At 72.3% G+C, this 18466-nt stretch carries 17 protein-coding genes; 5 read left to right on the top strand and 12 right to left on the bottom strand.

The window, feature by feature from the left end; genetic code table 11:
* Nucleotides 1-407 precede the first annotated feature (407 nt).
* The 3 genes from MODMU_RS14460 to MODMU_RS14450 all read left to right on the top strand — a co-directional run bounded on the left by MODMU_RS14460 (nt 408) and on the right by MODMU_RS14450 (nt 3769).
* Nucleotides 408-1739, top strand: coding sequence for a PTS transporter subunit EIIC (locus MODMU_RS14460; RefSeq protein ID WP_014741035.1), 1332 nt, complete (start codon nt 408-410; stop codon nt 1737-1739).
* Nucleotides 1740-2188: 449 nt separating this feature from the next.
* The gene (locus tag MODMU_RS14455) at nt 2189-2770 is read left to right on the top strand and encodes an NADPH-dependent FMN reductase (RefSeq protein ID WP_014741034.1); all 582 of its coding nucleotides are present in this window, start codon (nt 2189-2191) and stop codon (nt 2768-2770) included.
* 30 nt (nt 2771-2800) lie between these two features.
* Nucleotides 2801-3769 carry a formylglycine-generating enzyme family protein gene (locus MODMU_RS14450; RefSeq protein ID WP_041795292.1) on the top strand — a complete coding sequence of 323 codons (969 nt, stop codon included), beginning with the start codon at nt 2801-2803 and terminating at the stop codon, nt 3767-3769.
* Here MODMU_RS14450 and MODMU_RS14445 read toward each other — a convergent pair.
* From MODMU_RS14445 to MODMU_RS14435, 3 genes are all read right to left on the bottom strand, one after another.
* Nucleotides 3753-5462 (bottom strand): SulP family inorganic anion transporter, encoded by a 1710-nt coding sequence (locus MODMU_RS14445; RefSeq protein ID WP_197537331.1) that lies wholly within the window; start codon nt 5460-5462, stop codon nt 3753-3755. The two genes, MODMU_RS14450 and MODMU_RS14445, sit on opposite strands and share 17 nt — an antisense overlap.
* A gap of 95 nt (nt 5463-5557) precedes the next feature.
* On the bottom strand, nt 5558-7291 hold the full coding sequence (locus tag MODMU_RS14440; RefSeq protein ID WP_014741031.1) for a sulfatase-like hydrolase/transferase: 1734 nt from the start codon (nt 7289-7291) through the stop codon (nt 5558-5560).
* On the bottom strand, nt 7288-8193 hold the full coding sequence (locus tag MODMU_RS14435; protein WP_014741030.1) for a bile acid:sodium symporter family protein: 906 nt from the start codon (nt 8191-8193) through the stop codon (nt 7288-7290). Before MODMU_RS14435 ends, MODMU_RS14440 begins: the two co-directional genes overlap by 4 nt.
* Nucleotides 8194-8364: 171 nt before the next feature.
* On the opposite strand from MODMU_RS14435, the gene MODMU_RS14430 reads away from it, so the two are divergent.
* A complete protein-coding gene (locus MODMU_RS14430; protein ID WP_014741029.1) occupies nt 8365-10062 on the top strand; it encodes a SulP family inorganic anion transporter in 1698 nt (565 codons plus the stop codon).
* Nucleotides 10063-10660: 598 nt separating this feature from the next.
* Nucleotides 10661-11710: a universal stress protein gene (locus MODMU_RS27090; protein ID WP_083869760.1), complete on the top strand. Its 1050-nt coding sequence runs from the start codon at nt 10661-10663 to the stop codon at nt 11708-11710.
* A 70-nt stretch (nt 11711-11780) separates the two neighbouring features.
* Here the strand turns inward: MODMU_RS27090 and MODMU_RS30340 are convergent, their stop codons facing one another.
* The 9 genes from MODMU_RS30340 to MODMU_RS14380 all read right to left on the bottom strand — a co-directional run bounded on the left by MODMU_RS30340 (nt 11781) and on the right by MODMU_RS14380 (nt 18465).
* Nucleotides 11781-12149 (bottom strand): universal stress protein, encoded by a 369-nt coding sequence (locus tag MODMU_RS30340; RefSeq protein ID WP_430699193.1) that lies wholly within the window; start codon nt 12147-12149, stop codon nt 11781-11783.
* 380 nt (nt 12150-12529) lie between these two features.
* Nucleotides 12530-12853 (bottom strand): cation:proton antiporter, encoded by a 324-nt coding sequence (locus MODMU_RS14415; RefSeq protein WP_014741025.1) that lies wholly within the window; start codon nt 12851-12853, stop codon nt 12530-12532.
* Nucleotides 12850-13119: an MrpF/PhaF family protein gene (locus tag MODMU_RS14410; protein WP_014741024.1), complete on the bottom strand. Its 270-nt coding sequence runs from the start codon at nt 13117-13119 to the stop codon at nt 12850-12852. Before MODMU_RS14410 ends, MODMU_RS14415 begins: the two co-directional genes overlap by 4 nt.
* A complete protein-coding gene (locus MODMU_RS14405) occupies nt 13116-13616 on the bottom strand; it encodes a Na+/H+ antiporter subunit E (protein WP_014741023.1) in 501 nt (166 codons plus the stop codon). Before MODMU_RS14405 ends, MODMU_RS14410 begins: the two co-directional genes overlap by 4 nt.
* Nucleotides 13613-14995, bottom strand: a complete 1383-nt coding sequence (locus MODMU_RS14400) for a complex I subunit 5 family protein (protein ID WP_014741022.1) — start codon at nt 14993-14995, stop codon at nt 13613-13615. The genes MODMU_RS14405 and MODMU_RS14400 overlap by 4 nt, the downstream gene beginning before the upstream one ends.
* Nucleotides 14992-15378 (bottom strand): sodium:proton antiporter, encoded by a 387-nt coding sequence (locus MODMU_RS14395; RefSeq protein ID WP_014741021.1) that lies wholly within the window; start codon nt 15376-15378, stop codon nt 14992-14994. The genes MODMU_RS14400 and MODMU_RS14395 overlap by 4 nt, the downstream gene beginning before the upstream one ends.
* Nucleotides 15375-15872, bottom strand: coding sequence for an MnhB domain-containing protein (locus MODMU_RS14390; protein WP_166503496.1), 498 nt, complete (start codon nt 15870-15872; stop codon nt 15375-15377). The genes MODMU_RS14395 and MODMU_RS14390 overlap by 4 nt, the downstream gene beginning before the upstream one ends.
* A complete protein-coding gene (gene mbhE / locus MODMU_RS14385) occupies nt 15866-18241 on the bottom strand; it encodes a hydrogen gas-evolving membrane-bound hydrogenase subunit E (RefSeq protein ID WP_430699153.1) in 2376 nt (791 codons plus the stop codon). Before mbhE ends, MODMU_RS14390 begins: the two co-directional genes overlap by 7 nt.
* Entirely contained in the window at nt 18232-18465 is a 234-nt protein-coding gene (locus tag MODMU_RS14380; RefSeq protein ID WP_041795289.1) for a hypothetical protein, read from the bottom strand. The genes mbhE and MODMU_RS14380 overlap by 10 nt, the downstream gene beginning before the upstream one ends.
* Nucleotide 18466: the final 1 nt, after the last annotated feature.

The following is an 18466-nucleotide window of genomic DNA, read 5'->3' as shown; positions in this document are numbered from 1 at the left end:
GTCGGTCACCGACTCCTCTCGGTCGGGCGAACCCGACTCCCGGCTTCGTCAGACGCGGCGGCCACGTCGGTCCGACCACGCGGGGCCCCTACCCGCCGCGGCGACCGGCCAACACTGCGAGAAGTCCGAATCGACGAGCCACGCGCCGGACCCAGTAGGCGTACCGCTCCTCCAGGCAGGCGAGTCGCGGTTGATCGGCATGCTGCTCGCGGAGCGGCCCGCGAACCGCTACGCGCCCGCCGAGACGGAGCAGGTGCAGGTGCAGGTGCTCAGTGACCGGGTAGGGAGAAGCGCAGGACGCCAAAGCGGGTTCGGCGTCCTGCGCTTCCTCTCGGCACCTTCTCGACCACGTCCACCGGGCCCTCGGCCGTGGTGAGCAGATGTTCGTCGCAGACAGGGAGAACGACGTGACCACTGGTCCGGGCAAGGACGACACGGCGGCGGACGGTGCCGGGGGCGGCGCTACGCAGGCCGACGTGGACCGGCCTTCCCGGTCCAAGCAGTTCGGCTCGGTGATGACCGAGATCTTCACCCCGATCCTGCCGCCGCTGATCGGGGCCGGCATCATCCAGGGGCTGCTGACGATCGCGACCAGCGTCGGTGTGCTGGACGAGCAGAGCACCGAGTACCACGTGCTCAACACCATCGGCAGCGCGGTCTTCTTCTTCCTGCCGTTCCTGCTGGCGGTGTCCTCGGCGCGGGCCTTCGACACCAACCCCTACGGCGCCATCGGCATCACCGCGCTGCTGCTGCACCCGAACACGACCGCGATCATGGCGTCGCCCGATCCCGTCGACTTCCTCGGCATCCCGATCACGCACACCCAGTACACCTCCAGCGTGGTGCCGGTCATCCTCATCGTCTGGGTGCAGGCGATGGTCGGGCGGTTCGCCCGGCGGAAGCTCCCGCCGATCCTGCACACCGTCCTCGTCCCGCCGCTGGTGATGCTGGTCGTCGGCGTGCTGAGCCTGCTGGTGCTCGGTCCGGCCGGCAACCTCGTCGGCACGCTGCTCGGGGCGGTCGTCGAGTGGCTCTCCGGCGTCGGGCCCTGGCTGGTGCCCACGCTCATCGGCGCCTTCGGGGCGCTGCTCATCTCGGTGGGCGCGTCGTTCACCCTCTTCCCGCTGGCTCTGTCCGCAGTCGCCGCACAGGGCTACAACACCGTCTACGGTCCGGGCTTCCTCGCCGTGAACCTCTCGCTGTGCGGGATGAGCCTGGCGGTGATGCAGAAGACGAAGAACAAGGCCTACAAGGGCTACTGCGGCTCCGCGGCGCTGACCGCGCTGCTGGGCGTGTCCCAGCCCAGCCTCTACGGCATCGCCGTGCCGTTGGGCAAGCCACTGGTCGCCACCTGCCTCGGCGGTCTGGCCGGCGGCCTGGTCGCGGGGCTCAGCGGCTTCCGGGTCTACGGGTTCCTACCGTCGGGGATCGCCGCTCTGCCCGCCTTCGTCCCGCCCGAGGGCGGCGCCAACCTGGTGTGGGGGATCGGGGTCATGGTCGTCGCGCTGGCCGGCGGCTACCTCGCCACCCGGCTGCTGGGCTTCTCGCAGCCCTCCGCCGAGACCATCGCCGGCATCCTCGGCGAGGACGCCGACCCGGTCAGCAGCGGTGACGACGGCGAGGCAGAACGCGCCGACACCGACGAGCACGACGCGCGGTCGACGACGGACGCCACCACACCGGATCCGGGGACACCGACATCGGATCGAGGGGCGCGACGGCCGGGGTCCGAACGATGAAGCGCGACATCGGCGTGCCGCCCGGCGGTGAGCGTGGCGGCGTCCGGTGCAGTCGGCATGACAGCGGCTGGCCAGCGCCCGCCCGGGGGACAGGTGCCGGCTCTCGGGGACGAGTGAACGGCTCTTCTCGGCTGACGCAGCGAGCACGGTCCTGGTCGGGTCGAGGCGACGCCGCGGCGCCGCCGAGGGTCTCTCGCTGGCGGGTGGCGTCGAGCGACTCGGCCAGCGCGTTGTCGGCACTGGAGCCGACCGCGCCCATCGAGCGGGTCCACCACTGCCTGGAGATCGACAGGTCGACGTGCGGGGTGGCGCGGAGGACCGCGTCGACCCTGTCGATCCTGTTCCCGTTCCGGCAGGATGAGTGCTGAGCTCCGGTGTCCGAGCAGGGACACACCGCCCACTCAGCTCGGCCAGGACCGGGCCGGACCCGGCAGCCAGGGAGGACCACGATGTCCCAGCCGACGAGGACCTACGAGGTGGGCTACTTCGTGGGGAGCCTCTCCTCCACCTCGATCAACCGGGTCCTGTCCCGCGCGCTGATCCGCCTCGCTCCCGAGGAGCTGCGGTTCACCGAGATCCCGATCGGCGACCTGCCGCTCTACAACCCCGACCACGACGCCGACTACCCGCCCGAGGCCAGGACGCTGAAGGAGGCGATCGCGCGGTCGGATGCCGTGCTGTTCCTGATGCCGGAGTACAACCGCTCCATACCCGGTCCCCTGAAGAACGCCATCGACTGGGCCTCGCGCCCCTGGGGGCAGAACTCCTTCGACCACGTCCCGGCCGGCGTCATCGGCGCATCGCCCGGCCAGATCGGCACCGCGGTCGGGCAGCAGAGCCTCCGCGCTGTGCTCAGCTACTGCAACGCCCGGCAGATGACCGCCCCCGAGGCCTACATCACGTACTCGCCGGAGCTCTTCCACGACGACGGAGAGGTCACCGACGAGTCCACGACGACGTTCCTCCGGGACTACATGAGCGAGTTCCGGGACCACGTCGTGCGGGTCCTGACCGTCCTGCCCCGGTCCTGACCCGGACGGCTCGTAACGGCGAGGAGCCCGATGAGCACGCATGACCTGAGGTGGGTTCCCGGCGGGACGTTCGCGATGGGCTCGGCGGACTTCTACCCCGAGGAGCGCCCGGTCCACCGGGTGGCCGTCGACGGCTTCTGGATGGACCGGCACCCGGTCACCGCCACCGCCTTCGCCCGGTTCGTGGCGGACACCGGGTACCTGACCGTGGCCGAGCGCCGCCCGGACCCGGCCGCCTACCCGGGCGTGGACCCGGCCGTGCTGGTGGCGGGATCCCTGGTCTTCACCCCGCCGGCCCGCCCGGTCCCGCTGCGGGACCCCCGGGCGTGGTGGACCTACGTGCCGGGGGCGTCCTGGCGGCACCCCGAGGGGCCGGGCAGCACCGTGGACGGGCGAGGGGACCATCCGGTGGTGCACGTGGCCCACGAGGACGCCGAGGCGTACGCGCGGTGGGCCGGCAAGGACCTGCCCACCGAGGCGGAGTGGGAGTTCGCCGCCCGCGGTGGGTTGGCGGGCGCCGTCTACACCTGGGGCGACGAGTTCGCTCCCGGAGGCCGGCTGATGGCGAATACCTGGCAGGGGGAGTTCCCGTGGGAGGACCTGGGAACCGACGGGTACAAGCGTACCTCCCCGGTCGGTGCCTTCCCTCCCAACGGCTACGGGCTGCACGACACGGCCGGCAACGTCTGGGAGTGGACCAGCGACCTGTACGCGCCCCGCCACTCCGGTGACGCACCATCGGCGTGCTGCATCCCGCGCAACCCGCGCGTGCACACAGCCGACCAGACCTGGACCACGGGTCTGCCGGACGCCGCCGTGGCCCGCCGGGTCGTCAAGGGCGGGTCGCACCTGTGCGCGCCGAACTACTGCCTGCGGTACCGCCCGGCGGCGCGCCAGGGTGAGCCGGTGGACACCTCCACCGGCCACCTCGGTTTCCGCTGCGTCCTGCGCTCGAGCGAGCGGACCGCCCCGGACGTGCCGGTCACGGTGTCCGGGTGACGCCGCGACCCGGCCGCGGGGTCCGGTGCCGCGGGGCGCGTAGCGCCCCCTCGGGCAGCACCGCGCTCTGCGGGGCACGCACCCGCGCGGTCGCGGCCGGGCCGCCCGCGCCGTCCGGACGGCTCATGGCCCGCAGCCACTCCTCCCCGTGTGCGAGTGCCCGGTAGGTGGAGGCGCCGAGGACGTTGGTGGCCTCGGCCAGGTGCACCGAGTCCCCGATGTCCAGCTTGCCGGCCCGGCGCAGCTGCTCGGCGACGTCGCGGTCGAGACCGGACAGGTACAGGTGGCCCCCGGCGTCCTCCAGCGACTCGGCGTAGTTGGCGAGGACGGCGACCAGGGTCGCGCCCACCGAGCTGTGCCCGCGCAGGCGCAGCACGACCACCGGGGCCCCGCCGGCCGGTGCGGGCAGGGCATCGGCCAGGGTGCGGGCTCCGGCGAAGAACAGCGAGCCGTGCACGTCCAGCACCACGACCTCACCGGAGGGGACGACCTCGGGCGGGTCCGTCTCGGTGAAGCCGCCACGCCCGTCGGGGACCAACCGGCGCACCCGCACGTCCGCGCTGGAGGTCACCAGGAACCACAGCGCGCTGAGGCCGACGCCGACGGCCACGGCCACCGGCACCGAGACCAGCAGCGTGGCGACGAAGGTGACCAGGATCGACGCCCGAGCGCCGGTGCTTGTGCGCCAGATCGACAGGGCTTCACGCGGCTTGATCGCCCCCGCGCCCGCGACGATCATCAGCGCTCCGAGGACGGTCATCGGCACCTGACCGATGACCCCCGGCAGGGCGACGATGATCACCAGCATCCAGACCCCGCCGGAGATGCCGGCCCACCGGCTGCGCGCGCCCACCGACACGTTGAGCGCGGTCTGCCCCACCGAGCCGCCCGCGGGGATGCCGGAGAACAGGCCCGCGGCGACGTTCGCCGCCCCCTGGGCGAGCATGTCGCCCGAGGTGGACACCGCCGAGCCGTCGGGGTTCTCCACGCTCTGGGACACCCCGGCGCCCTGGACGGCGACCACCGCGGCCAGCGCGGCGGCGGCCAGGAGGAGGTCCGCGCTGATCAGCGACAGGTCGGGCAGGCTGAGGGCGGGCAGCCCGCGCGGGATGGGGCTGACGTCCACGACCCGCTCGACGTCCAGGGAGAACACCCACACGACGAGGGCCGGGACCACGAGGGCGATAAGCGAGGACAGGGTGGCCAGCCGGGTCCGCGCCAGCGCCGCCATGATCGCCAGCGCGGTGCAGCCGACGGCGACCGCCGTCCAGTTCCACCCGCCGATGCCGGTGAGCAGGTCGACGAACTGGACCACCTCGTTGGGCCCCTGCGGCGCGTACCCGACCAGCGGCGCGAGCTGGTCCAGCACCAGCACCGCCGAGACCCCGAACAGGAACCCGGTCATCACCGCGTGGGAGACGTAGCGCACCAGGCGCCCCAGCCGCAGGACCCCGAACAGGGCCAGGAACACCCCGCTGAGCACCACGAGCAGGAACATCGCGTCGTCGCGCTCTGCGGTGGGGTAGGCGGCGACGGCCTGGCCGGCGGCCAGCGCCGAGGCCGAGGTCGTCGCGATCTGCACCAGCTGCGAGCTGGCCAGTGCGGAACCGACCACCGGTGCGGTCGCGGAGGTGTACAGCCCGTAGACGGGGTTGACGCCGGCGAGCGCGGCGGCGGCCAGACCATCGGGCACGGACACGACGGCGTTGACCAGCCCCGCCTGGAGGTCCTGGCGGGCGGTGCGCAGGGAGAAGGACCGGCGGGACAGCCCCCGGGTGCGACCTGGGCTCAGGACGTCGTCTTCCGCTGTGCCTGGGTCGCGGGGCCGGGTTCGGCCGGCTGTGCACCGGCCGGGGCGCCGGCCTCGACGTCCGCCAGCCGGTAGCGCACCTCCCGGGTCCCGAACAGGTCCAGGTCGAAGGGGCACTCGTCCTCGCCGAGCTCGGTGTCGATGAGGTGGACGAGCTTGTCCAGCATCGACCCGACCAGCTTCTCGTCGTAGTCGGGGCGGGACGGATCCCCGATGTTGTGGGTCTCCCCGGGGTCGTCGACCAGGTCGTACAGGGCCACGTCGGAGGTCGCATGCAGGTCCTCGACCGTCCGGGGGGTCTCGTACTGAGTGGGGGAGAACCACCGCACCAGCTTGTGCCGTCCGTCGGAGACCGCGCGGAAGAACGTGCGCTTGTCCATGTCCGGCGCCCCGTAGGTGCTCCCGGCCCGCCGGCAGTCCTCGAGCGTCTTGTCCGGACCGTCGCCCAGCTGGGCCAGCTCACCGAGCGCGCCCTGGATGGCCCACTCCGGGTCCAGCATGTTCAGACCGTCCCAGTTGACCAGTGCGCCGTCACCGGGCATCGAGGTCGAGCCGCGCGGCGGATCCACTCGGTCAGGGCCCTCGAACACCGGCCGCAGGTCCCGACCGCGGAGCACCGGGTAGCGCTCGCGGATCTCGTCGGCTCCGAGACCGGCCCAGGACAGGAAGGTCGTGGCCAGGTCGAGGTGGGATCCCACGGCGTCGGAGTGGACACCACCGGGCCCGGTCGGTGAGACCACGGTCATGTTGACGACCGAGGCCTCCTGGAACGGGATCGCCCCCTTCTGGGTCATCCGGTGGGCACCGTTCATCTCGCCGTGGTCGGAGGTGAACACCACCACGGTGTCGCGCCACAGGTCCTGCCGGTCCAGCTCGTCGAGGATCTTCCTGAACTCCTGGTCGACCATCCGCAGGCAGTTGATCAGGTAGTTGCGGCGGGCCTTCCACAGGTCCTCGCGACCTTCGGGGATGCAGCCGTAGTTCCACTCGACGTTGCGCTTGTAGGAGCGCACCCCGAACGGCTGCGCGTCGAGGTCGTCGGAGAAGTTGCCGGGAAGCTCGATGTCGTACTCGCGCATGAAGCCGAGGTCCTGGGCCGGGTGGGTCAGTGCGGCCACCGCCCCGTTGGCGTGCGCCTGCTCGTCCCGCCCGGCGCGCAGGAACATGATGTCGTGCGGGTTGACCATGGAGGAGACGAGGAACCAGGGCTTGTCCTGCGGGCGCTTGTGGCGCAACCAGTCGACGGTCTCGAAGGCGACGGTGCCGTCGAGCTGCGCACCGTGCAGCGGGGCGCCCCAGTTGTCGCCCCAGGCCTGGTAGTCGGAGAACCCGTAGCCCTCCAGCGCCTCCGACGAGCGCTCGGGGTGGGACAGGTGCCACTTGCCCTTGAAGGCGGTGTAGTAGCCCTGCTCCCGCAGCATCGTGCCGATCGTGGGGATCCCCTCGTCCAGCACGTCGGTCCAGGCGAAGTTGGTGTTGTCCCACAGGCCGACGTCCTTGGCGTGCTGGCCGGTCCACATCGTGGCGCGGGACGGGGTGCACTGCGGCACCGTGCAGTACTGGTTGTCCAGGGTCACCCCGGCCCCGACGAGTCGCTGGAGGGCCGGCAGGTCCACGCCCGGGGGCAGGTCCATGTGCACGTCCCACTGGTCCATGCACAGCACCAGGATGTTGGGGCGTCGCTCCGGTGCTCCTGCGGTGTCCGCGGTCATGCGCTCTGCCTCTCGGGTCGGCGGTGAGGTGGGTCGGCGGCGGCGGTCGGTGTCAGGACGGAGAAGCCGTTGTCGCTGCTCATGACCTTGGCAGCGGCGATCAGCAGCACGATGCCGAGGGTGTTGACCAGCGTGATGACCACCAGGACCCGGGCGTCGGAGAAGTTCGCCTGGGCGACGATCATGGCCGCGGCGGTGCCCCGCTGGGCGGTGGCCAGGCCGCCCACGTCCTGCAGGTGGTCGTGGCCGTCGCCCATCATGTAGCCCAGGAACAGCGCGAGCAGCAGCACGACCGTGCCGACGGCGATGGCCTTCCACAGGTCGGGGTCGGTCATGCTGGGCAGGTAGCCGATGATGATCGCGACGATGAGCACGTACAGGGCGACGTTGGAGATCCTCGCGACCCAGGGCTGGGCGACGGCCACGACGTCCTCGGCGAACTGCAGGGCGACCATGCCGATGGCGAGCGGCAGGATCATCTGCCGCAGCAGGCTGCCGACGACCGTTCCGGTGTCCACGCTCAGCCCCTCGATGACCAGCGGCAGCGCGACCGGCAGAACCACCACCGTGGCCACCATCAGCACCAGCAGCACGGTGGCAGCCAGGGCGATGTCGTTCTCCGAGGTGCTCGCCAGCTTGATCAGGAACGGAGCCCCGGCGGCCAACGAGAAGAGCAGGAGCCCCGCGGCGTAGACCGGCTCCAGCGCGACGACGCTGGTGGCCGCGATCATCAGCGCCGGGACGACCACGAGGTTGATCACCAGCATGCGGACCAGGAAGGCGCGGTTGCCCAGGTGGTCCAGGAGCCGAGACGGCTTCTGCGTCAGGCCGACGTTCAACATGGACGTGACGACGAAGACGGTGACACCCCAGGAACCGATGGTCTGGAAGGCCTCGAACACGCGGCACCCCGCTCCAGTGGGTTGTCCTGAAGCTAGGGGCAGGTCTGTGGATCGGCAACACGGCTTGGGGCGTTCGGCGCCGTCCGGGTGCCGAACGGCGCGCAGGAGCGGAGTGGCTCGTGCAGGTCCAGTCTGGGGACGCCAGCTGCGGACCTGGGTGAGGAGTGCGGCATGGACGACGAGAACGGCGAGCCGCGGACGGGAGGGAGCAGCAGCCGGCTCAAGAGCCTGCCCGGCGACGCTCTGGCCGGGGCGGTGAATGCCGTCGTCAGCGTCCCCTCGGGCATGGCGACCGCTGCCCTGGCGGGCGTCAACCCGGTGTACGGGCTCTACGCCACGGTGGTGTCGCCGCCGGTCGGCGGCCTGCTGGCCAGCTCCCAGCTGATGCAGATCGCCACCACGGGCGCCTCCGCGCTGGCGGCCGGCCAGGCCGTCTCCGGGTACCCGGCGCAGCAGCGCGGCCCGGCGCTGTTCCTGCTGGTGCTGATCGCCGGGCTCTTCCTGGTGGCGTTCGGCCTCCTGCGGGCGGGGACCCTGGTGCGGTACATCTCCTACCCGGTGATGACCGCGTTCCTCTCCGGCGTCGCCGCGGTGCTCGTCATGGACCAGTCCGCGCAGTTCGCCGGGTACGAGACGGGGGGCAGCACGAGCCTGGGATCGTTCGTCGACCTGCTGCTGCACGTCGGCGAGTTCAGCTGGCGATCGGTCGTGATCGGCGGGATCGCCCTCGCGCTCATGATCGGCCTGGGCAGGACCAGGCTGTCCAACATCTCCTCCCTGGTGGCGCTCCTGGTGCCCAGCGTCATCGCGTACCTGTGGCAGCCGGGGGACGTGCAGATCGTCAACGACGTGAGCGAGATCCCCTCGGGACTGCCGCCGTTCGCCCTGCCCGACCTCGGGCTCCTCAGCGTCGACCTGGTCGTCTCCGCCTTCGCCGTGGCCGTGGTCATCGCCGTGCAGGGCGCCGGGGTCAGCCAGAGCGTGCCCAACCCGGATGGCTCCCGCGCCGACACCTCCCGGGACATGCTCGGCCAAGGAGCGGGCAACGCAGCGGCCAGCTTCTTCTCCGGTATGCCCACCGGTGCGTCGGTCAGCCAGAGCGCGCTCAACGTCCAGGTCGGCGCCAGGAGCCGGCTCGCGGGCGTGTTCCACGGCGTCTTCATGCTGCTGGTCATCCTGGTCGCGGCCGAGCTGGTCGGGCAGGTGCCGATGCCCGTGCTCGCGGCGATCATGATGGTCGCCGGGTTCTCCGCGATCCGGTTCTCCGCGATGCGCTCCGCCTGGTCCGTCGGCGGCACGGCGCGCTGGGCCGTGGTCGTCACCTTCCTCGCCACGCTGCTGCTGTCGATCCCCGCAGCCGTCGCGACCGGCGTGGTCATGACCCTGGCGTTGTTCATCTACCAGGCGGCGCAGACCACCGAGGTGCACGAGCTCACCCAGGGGGACGACGGGGAGATCCGGGTGGGCGACGCGCCGGACACCCTCCCGGCAGGTGCCGTCACCGTCCTCGACGTCTACGGCCCGCTGTTCTTCGCCGCCGCCCGCACCCTGCGCGAGCGCCTGCCGGACGCCGGGTCCGCCGACCACTCCGCGGTCGTGCTGCGCATCCGCGGCAACAGCCAGATCGGTGCCACCTTCATCGAGGAGATCAACGACTACGCGCACGAGTTGGGAGAGCGCGGCGGGCGGCTGTACCTGTGCGGCATGACCGAGGACCTCGCCGACAAACTGCGCCGGGCCGACCGGCTCGCGCTCGGGAACGAGGTCGTCCTAGTCCCTGGCACGAACGTGCTCGGGTCCGCACTGCGCGAGGCGGTGCAGGACGCCCGGACCTGGCTCGACGGCCGCGACACCGACGGCAGGCAGTGAGGGCCGACGACGAGGACCCGGCACGGGGCTCGGCCGCCGCTGACGCCACGACCCTGGTCAAGCAGCCGTCGACCTGCCACTGTGAGGAACACCGGGCATCGGCCCCGTGTACATGGCTGCCAGTCATGCGTCCTCCCTCCCGGTGGGGCAGGTCGGACGGCCGACACCTCGGCTTGCCGCCGACCGGCAAGGGCAGCGAGCACGACGTGACCGGCGCCCGTGGTGGTGGATCACCCGGCGCCACGAGCAGAGTCGGCCTCGGAGGTGAGCTGAGTGCTCAGCGACCATGAGCAGCCAATGTGGCACGAGATCGAGCGCCGATGTCGGATTGGGGGAGACGGACCGGGGACGCCGGACGTCCGTGCAGCGCACGAGTCCGGGGCAGATCCTGGCCTGGAGGAGATGCCCTTCGTCGTGGTCGGTGCCCTGTGGGCAGCCGTGGTCTTGGTCATCAGCGGTGCGATCCGGCTCGGGCTGACGTTGGGGACAGTCGCCACGTTGAGCTGGGTGGCGTGGCGCCGTCGCAACCAGCGACTCGAGCAGCGCGTCACCGGCCGGGATCGGGCTACGACGATCACCGGCGGGGCCGCCGCGAGGGGTGGTAACGGTCCGATCCGGCGGACGGATCGGCGTTGATGCGTCACCGTCGTACGGGATCCCGCCGGGTCGGGTGCAGGAGCGGGGCGGTGAGTCACGCTCCGGCGCGACCGAAGGGGAGCGGGCGGTGGACGAGGCGGTGAGGCAGCACGACGTCGTGGTGGGAGCGGACGGTTCCGTCGGCGCCCGAGCGGCACTGGCCTGGGGGCTGCGGGAAGCGCGCTTGCGTGACCGCAGGGTCCGTCTGGTCACCGTCGTGCTGGAGGCTCGACCACCGCAGGTCCATGACGCGGTGACCGGCCGGTTCACGGGTGCCGAGTTCGAGGACGTCGTGCGGTCCAGGTTGGCCGCCGAAGCCGCGGCCGTCGCCGGGGCCGAGGGTTGCAAGAACGCTCCGGTACACCCTGACATCCGCTACGGGCAACCGGCTCAGCAGCTCGTCGACGCCGCTGGTCCGGACGGGTTGCTGGTGGTGGGCTCCCGCGGTCGGGGACCCCTGCGCGGTGCCCTGCTGGGCTCGGTCAGCCAGCAGTGTGCCCAGTACGCCCGGGCGCCGGTGGTCGTCGTGCGGGACGACGAGTCCACGCACGGCGCCGTCCTCTGGCAGGGGGCGTCCAGCCGGGTGGTGGTCGGGGTCGACGGCTCGCCGGGTTCAGCGGCTGCGCTGCGCTTCGCCACGGCCGAGGCGCGTCTGCGTCGCGGTCAGCTGCACGTCGTGCACGCCTGGATCGACACCCTCTCCGGCTACGGCGGCCCTTCCTGGGCGGTGCCGGGGACGAGGCTGCGGGAGCGAGCCGAGGCGACCCTGCGGCAGAGCATGCAGGACACGTGGCAGGGCAACGGCCCGGGGGTGCAGGTTCGCGCGGAAACCGTCGAAGGCGCTGACTGGGACATCCTGACGGAGCGGGCCGGGGCCGCCGACCTGCTCGTGGTCGGGTCTCGGGGCCGGACCGGCTGGTCGAGCCTGCTGCTGGGCTCGGTGAGCCTGCGCTGCATCACCTTCGCCCCCTGCCCGGTGGCGGTGGTCCGGCCGACCCGAGCCGATGGGTGACCGGTCGAGCAAGTCGGGCGCGACATCGACGGTCGTGCACAGTCACCCGCCGTCCTGCCCGGGACTGCGATCAGCGTCGTCCGGGAACCACCAGGACCGGCCGGTGCGCGGTGTGCAGTACGGCCCTGACCACGCTGCCCAGCAGCAGCTCGCGGCTGGCCGAGCGGCCGCGGGAGCCCACGACGAGCACGGCAGCACCACGGTCGGCGGCACACCCGGCGGGCGTTGCGGCTACCGGGCCGGCCTCCGTCGTGCAGCCGGGGACAACCAGCTCTGAGACGTTGGCCCGGGCTGCAGATCCTGGGCACCGGTTCTCCGTCGCCGACTGGGATCGGCCCTCGACCCGGTGACGTCCGCAGCCGACTACTCGCCGCGTGACGACCTCGGTGCGGCGGTGCCCGCCGCGATGGTGCTCTCGGCCGAGACGGTGCGGCTTCACCTGACCCCGCGTCCACGCGGAGCTCGGCGTCCGATCGCGTATCGGGTTCGGGAGTGCACGCCACGTCAGCTCGCGGAACGGTGAACCGCTCACGCCTGCCGGTCTCACGTGCCGGCGTTCGTGAACGGAAGTCGGCTGCCGACCTCGACCGCTGCACACACGCCGGCGGTCACGTGCTGGGACGAGGGTCTGACCAGGTTCACAGCCATGCCGTCGCCATGTCCGCCGACGCCTACCCGCCGACCTCACGGCTGCGACGCCGGCTCGGGCGGTCCCGGCCCTGCCCGTGCTCGGGACCGAGCTCACGGCTTGGTGGGTGAGGGGCCAGCAGCCTGCGGTCGTGCCAGGCCGAGCTGGCCCGGAGGTCACGGGTCCGGAGGTCACGGGTCCGGCGGCCGGTCCGCGCAGGTGGCGTCCTCCTGGCTGCGGCGGTGTGCGGCCCGGGCGATGGCGTTGCTGGCCGTGGGGGAGGTGATGGCGATGAAGGCGATCGCGAGGACGGCGAAGGTGATGATCGCAGCGTTCTCGGTGGCGATCGAGGACGCCAGGACGGCCATCACGCCAGGACCGGTGGCCAGGCCCTGGGCGTGCAGCTGGGCGTGCGTGCCGGTCATGCGCAGCAGCCCGTAGAGGCTGATGGTGATCAGGACCAGACCGACGACGAGCAGCGCCGCGCCGACCAGGTCCAGCAGTACGGGGATCACTCGAACGGCCCCCCAGATCCGAGGTACCGCGCCGCAGCGACGGTGGCGAGGAAGGAGAGCAGCGAGAGAGCGACCGCGGCGTCGAAGTAGTAGGGCTCGTCGCGCGAGTAGGACAGCAGCGCCAGCAGGCAGATCACCAGCACGGAGAGCGTGTCCAGCGCGACGATGCGCTGGAAGACGTCGCGGGCGCGCAGCAGCACGAGCCCGCCGGCCACGAGCAGACCGGTCACCCAGGCCAGGCCGACCGTCGTCACGACGCCGTTCACGGGAAGACCCGGGCCTGGCGGCGTTCGTAGGAGAGCAGCTGAGCGCGGCGCACCGCGTCGGGGTCCCGTGCGTCGGGCACGTGCAGCAGCAGCTGCCCGCGGGCGTCGTCGACCTCGACCACGACGCTGGCCGGCGCCAGCCCGACGCGGATCCCCCATGCGGCGGCGGACACCGGAGCGTCCCGCCGGATCGGCACCGTCACGAGGCCGGGTGCCGGTAGCCGGCCGCGCAGGCAGTGGCCGGCGATCTGCCAGCTCTCCCTGGCCATGTCGACGACGGTGCCGCCGATCAGGGCGGGCACGCCGGCCAGCCGGCGCCCCCAGGCGACGTCCGGCGACCGGGAGGGGATGGAGGCCGGGAACCGGACCCACCGCCCGGCGGTGACCAGGAGCGTCGCGATCACCACCCCGGTGACGATGTCGCCCGGTGCCAGGCTGGTCAGCGCGAGCAGGTAGACGGCGGTCAGGGCCGTTACGCGGATCAGGACGGCGGTCATCGGCTTCCCCCGGGGAACAGGTCGGCGGCTTGCTCGGACAGCTGCCACAGCGGCTCGGCCCACAGGCCGACGGCGAGGACGAGCACAGCGAAGACGGCGACGAGCGCCCGGCGGGGCAGCGAGCTCACCGGGGCGCCGTCCACCGGTCCGCTGCGCCAGAACTGCCGCTGGTAGTTCGTGAACAGGTACAGCAGGGACAGCGCGCTGCCCACGAGCAGCAGGACGACGAGCGCGGGGCTGCCGGCGGCAACTGCGGTGCGGAAGAGCTCCAGCTTGCCGATGAACCCCGCCGCCGGCGGGACACCGGCCACGCTGAGCGCGCCCACTGCGAACGCGCCGGCGACCATGGGACCCCGCAGCCCCGCGGCGAGGAACAGGAGTCCCTTGTTCAGCGCGTTGACCAGGCTGTAGAACACTGCTGCAGCCAGTCCGACCGGTCCACCCACGCCGACGGCGACGAGGATGTAGCCGACCTGCCCGATGGCGGAGTAGCCGAGCAGCTCGGCGGTGTCCCCGCGGGACACGGCCAGCACACCGCCGTAGATGATCGATGCGGTACCGAGCAGGACCAGGGCAGTGGCTCCCGTGCGCAGCTGGGTGGGGAACATGCCGGCACCGAAGCGGATCAGACCGTACCCGCCGATGTTGGCGACTGCTCCGCTGAGGATGGCGGCGACCGCCGGCCGGCTGCCGGAGTACACCGTCGGCAGCCAGAAGTGGAAGGGGAAGAGGCCGAGCTTGGTGCTGAAGGCGACGAAGAAGCCGGTGGCCACCAGCAGTCCGGCGTTGGCGCCGGTCCCCACCACCGCCTCGGCGACGTCGGCCATCGCCAGCGCCCCGGTGATCCGGTAGGTCCCGGCCACCGACAGCAGGAAGATGAACGACCCGAGCAGGTTGACCGCGGCGAAGACCAGCGCTGCGCGCAGCTGACGCGGCCGACCGCCGTAGGCGGCCAGCGCGTAGGAGGCGGTCATCGCCACCTCGAAGAAGACGTAGAAGTTGAACACGTCCGCGGTGAGGAACAACCCGGTCAGCCCGGCGCCGAGCAGGACAACCAGGCCGGGGAAGGTCCGGGCGCGCGGGCCGGGGATCGCCTCGTACATGGCGGCGGCGAGCAGCACCACCGACGAGACGACAGCGAAGGCCGCGCCGAGGGCGTCGGCGCGCAGCACGATGCCCACTCCGGCCGGCCAGCCACCGGTGACCATCTGCACCGGCCCGGCGGAGGCCACCCGGACGGTGAGCACGACCAGGAGCACCAGTTCCACCACCAGGACGGCCACGGCCGACCAGGCGAGCCAGCGGCGGCGCCCGTCCAGGCCGATGAGCAGCACACCGGCGGCCCAGGGGACCAGCAGGACAGTGCCGAGCAGGGTCACGTGGCCTCGTCCCGGTCCCGCTGCCGGTCCCGTTCCAGACTGCGCTGGTGCTCGGCCTCCAGCGCCGCCAGTTCCTCGTGCCGTGCCGTGCGCAGGACCACGGCCAGGCGGTGGACCAGTGCCAGCAGCAGCGCCAGCGTGGCCAGCCCGATCACCAGTGCGGTCAGCGCCAGGGCCTGCGGCACCGGGTCGCTGACCGGCCGGTCCGGATCCGGTGCGATCGGGGCCTGCCCGCGGGTCAGGGCGGAGGCGATCAGGGTCAGGGTGGCCGCCTGGGAGATCAGCGCGATGCCCCCGATGACCCGGAACAGGTCACGGTGCAGCAGCAGGTACGCCCCGCATCCGAACAGGGCCGCGGCCCCGACGGCGAAGGCGAGGATCACGGCTGCCGTCTCCCGGTCGGCTCGTCGTCCACCGGAGGGGCGGGAGGATCCCCGGCCAGACCTCGCAGACCGGCGAACTGGTGCAGCAGGACGGTCAGGACGCCGACGACGAGCAGGAAGAGGCCGAGGTCGAACAGCAGCGGGGTGAACAGCTCCAGCGCGCCGAAGGTGTGGACGTGCGCCCCGGGACCCGGCCGGTGGCTGAAGACGGGCTCCCCGGTCAGCAGCGGGAAGAAGCCCGTGCCGATGTCCAGCAGGAGGCCGGCGACCATCAGGTGCGGTGCGTACCGCAGGAAGGGCAGCGCCCGCTCGGCGGCCGTCGCCCCGAGCGCGACGTAGACCACGGCGATGGCCAGGGCGACGACCACCCCGGCGGCGAACCCGTCACCGACGTCGGTGTAGCCCTTGACGATCAGGCTGATCGCGACGACCACGCTGGGCCCCAGCAGCAGCCGGGCCACGACCCGCAGGACGACGTCGTGCGGGTTCACCACAGCTTCCCCTTCCGCACCAGCGTCGCCACCCCGGCCACGGCGATGAGCAGCACGGTGATCTCGGCGAGGGTGTCCAGTCCCCGGAAGTCGGTGATGGTGACGGTGACGACGTCCTGGCCGTGGGCCTCCGGCGTCCGGCGGATCAGCTCCTCGGCAAGCCCAGGCGTCTCCGCTGGCTCGGAGAGGAACCCCCAGATGCCGGCGAAGGAGGCCAGGCCGGCCAGCCAGGCGGCCAGCGGGGTCCGCCACCGGTGACCCCGGCGGGCCGCCTCGGCGGTGGGGTCGTCAGCGGCTGGGCCGTCGGACCCGGCGGCGGGGGAGCTACGGCCGGCCGGGGGTGCTTCGCGGGGCAGCCGGGCCAGCGCGGCCAGGAACACCAGGGTCAGCATCGTCTCGACCACGACGGAGACCAGCGCGACGTCCGGGGCGCTGACGAGTGCGTAGACGCCGGCCAGCGCGAAACCGACCACCGACAGGGCAAGCACCATGCCCAGCCGCGCGCCGGACCGGGCGGTCACCCACGCGGCGACGACGACCAGACCCAGCAGCGCCACCACGAGCCATCCGGTGCCGGCCACCGTGCCCACCGTGTAGACCCCGACGGTCGGGGTGACCGCGAACGCCAGGGCGATGAGCAGACCGGCCGGCACGAGGATCGCCGCCACGCTGCTGCGCAGGTCCCGCACCTCGCGGTCGTGCAGCGCTCCGGACAGCCGGAACGAGAAGCGCAGCAGCCGGGCGTAGCCGCGTTGCGGCCCGAACCGGTCGCCGGCTCGGGCCAGCCCCAGCGACCCCGGCTGCGTCAGGCGGGGCAGGGCCAGCAGCAGGGCGCCCAGCACCCAGGCCGACAGCGCCATCAGGTTGGCCGGCCGGGCGTCGAGGTGGTAGGCGGGGGAGACGTCGACGGGGGCGGCGTTGCTGACGCTGCCCGCGTCGGCGGCCAACGTCGCGAACAACCGCGGCACGACGCCCGCCAGCACGCTCACCACGGCCAGCACGGTGATCGGCACGGTGAGCAGCCGGGGGACCGGGGACGGTTCCGTACGCGGACGGCCGAGGAACAGCAGCACCCAGAACCGGCCGATGTAGCCCAGCGTCAGGCCCGCGGCGAGCACGGCGATCACCGTGGTCACCGCCCCGGCACCGTGCGCGGCCTGGAAGAACAGCTCGTCCTTGAAGAAGCCGGCGGTCAGGGGCAGGCCGGCGAGGTTGGCCGCGGCCACTGCTGCGGCGGCGGCGAGCAGCGTTGAGCGCCGTCCCAGGCCCCCCAGACGGGACAACCGGTCCTGGCCGGTCGCCATCGTCACCGCTCCGGCGGTCATGAACAGCGCGCTCTTGGCAACGCCGTGCGCGAGGACGTAGAAGGCGGCCGCGCCGCTGGCGGTCGGACCCCCGATCCCGTACAGCACCACCACGTACCCGTACTGGGAGATGGTCGAGTAGGCGAGCACCTGCTTCAGCACGTCCTGGCCGAGCGCCAGCACCCCGCCGACCACGATGGACGCCGTCCCGACGACCAGCAGGCCGGTCAGCACGACGTCGCTGCGGGCCAGCAGCGGGTGCACCCGGCCCAGCACGAGGACCCCGGCGGCGACCATCGCCGCGGAGTGCAGGTAGGCCGAGACCGGCGTGGGCGCGGCCATCGCCCGGGGCAGCCAGAAGTGCAGCGGGACCTGGGCGCTCTTGGCCAGGCCCGCCACCGCCAGCAGCGCGGCCGCGACGGTCATCGTCGTCCCGCTGTCGACCCGCTGGACCAGCTGCGGGATCGAGAACGTCCCGTACTCCGCGTACAGCAGCACGGCGGCGATCAGCAGCGCGACCGCGCTGACCACGGTCACCAGCAGCGCCATCAGCGCGGCCCGGTGCGCCTCCTGTCGATTCCGGTCGAAACCGATGAGGAAGTAGGAGCAGATCGCCGTCACGTCGAAGAACAGGAACACCAGGACCAGGTCCTGCGCCGTCGCCAGGCCCACCATGGCCACGGCGAACAGCGCCAGCCACGGCCAGAACCGCCACCGCTCGCTCGCCGGTCGCCGGTCATGGGCCAGGTGGAGGGGCAGGTAGGCGGTCCCGTAGGCGAAGACGAGGACCCCGATGCCGGTGGCGAGCAGGGCGTACAGCGCACCCAGCCCGTCCAGGGAGAAGCTCAGGTGCAGGTCCAGCGAGGGCATCCAGGGCCAGGACGACGACGCGCCACCGCCGAGCCAGACCAGGAGGCAGGCGACGAACCCGGCGGCCGCCAGCGCGCAGGCCGCCCACCCCGGCCAGTCCGCGGAGCGACCTCCGTGGCCCGCCGGAGCCGGCGGCGTGCTGGACGCTGCAGGGCTCACGTCCTCCTGACCCATGGTCGGTACGTCGCTCACGGCCATCTCCCGGCGCACAGAGCCTGCGGTGCGATGTCGTTGTCCGAGATGTTGGTCAGCTCGGCCAGAAGCGGGGCTCCGGTGGTCGGGAAGAAGCGCAGGAGACCGACGGTGTGGCCCGGCGTCAGCGGGAGGCCTCTGATGGCGCCGATGATCAGCGCGGAAGCAGCGACGAGGTCGATCAGGACCATGCGGACCGGGAGCGCGCGGTTGCCCAGATGCTCCAGCAAC

This window comes from Modestobacter italicus (assembly GCF_000306785.1).
GTDB classification, from domain to species: Bacteria; Actinomycetota; Actinomycetes; order Mycobacteriales; family Geodermatophilaceae; genus Modestobacter; species Modestobacter italicus.
This window is presented reverse-complemented; position numbering and strand designations above follow the sequence as displayed.